This window comes from Alcanivorax sp. HI0044 (assembly GCF_001634945.1).
The window spans coordinates 1-1196 of record NZ_LWEZ01001308.1 but is presented as its reverse complement, the minus strand read 5'-3'; the positions used below and the strand labels follow the sequence as shown (position 1 = coordinate 1196).

General features: G+C 52.8%; 1 pseudogene. It reads left to right on the top strand.

The window, feature by feature from the left end:
• Nucleotides 1–883: pseudogene (locus A3730_RS31895) on the top strand (hypothetical protein); the annotation flags it as partial.
• Between the last annotated feature and the right edge of the window lie 313 nt (nucleotides 884–1196).

Sequence of the window (1196 nt, the reverse complement as noted above, 5' to 3'; positions counted from 1 at the left end):
CAAGATGCATATTGTCCCCAATATGGTGGTGGAGCTGAAGCAATTGCCCGACACCTTCAAACATCCGGTTTATATGCATGCGGTTTACACCAACCACATCAAGAACCAGGTGAACATCAATGGCAGCTGGAAAAAAAGCGACTTGGGAAAATCGCGCATAACCGTAAAGCGATATCGTCGTGAGAGCGGGCTAACGGATTTCCCCATTATCAAAACCACCTGGCAAAAAACCGATAGCCTCAAACAAGGCGATGTCGACACCTCCCGGTTTATCGATAAACCCATGTACGTCGCTCACTATATTGCCTCTGCGGACCAGGCTCCGTACCAGGCCATCACGTTAATTCGCCAAACCATCACCAATAAAACCGGCAACACCATCAGCATGCGCTGGCAAGACGGTGGCCATTCCATGAACCGCACCTGGACGCATAGTGGCACCGTTCTTGGCCAGAAAGATGGTGTCCAGCACGGCGTTTTCATCGTTGTCAGCTATGCCGGTGTGCAAAGTATCTACTGTAAAGACATGGGCCAATCGATGAACTATTTCAGAATTGAAAATACCTACGATTGCGTAAGCGCCGCAGAAAGTGACATGGGCCAGGCGGGTGTTTATATGGATCCCTTGTTGAAAATTCGTAGCGGTTTCTCTGCTCCCGCCGTCGCCAAACCCAGCGCCCCCGCCCAGCCAACAGCCCCGTCTCCAGTAGCGGACTCTGCCTCCGATTCCATGGCTAGCGCCACATCGGAATGCGCCAAAGCCTATGCCGCCAAAGAAGCCTGTGGCCGTATTCCCGGCGACCCCTTTGGTATTGCAACCAAACTGTGCATCAGCGCCGCCAAGAAAAAATTCGGCGGGCTCAACTGTCCGATCCCGCTTTAGCCTGCCTCGCCTTTATACAAGACCAACGGCCAACAGGCCGTTGATCATCCATCCCTGTTAATCCCCCAGCGTATTCTGGCGGTACCACCGGCATACCCCATATAGGCGATGCGACCACCGCGTGCTGAGCCGTACCCTAGCCAGGTTGATCACTTATTCCTTTCAGCCTCGCGGTACATCATGAGAAAGATCCTTGTCTGTTTTTGGTTGGCACAACCGCTTCTGGTTTCGTCCACTCTGGCGGAATGGGGAGACTACCAGCGTTTTACTGCGGTGGAGGGCATCGTGATGTACGTCCGTTATAACAATCACA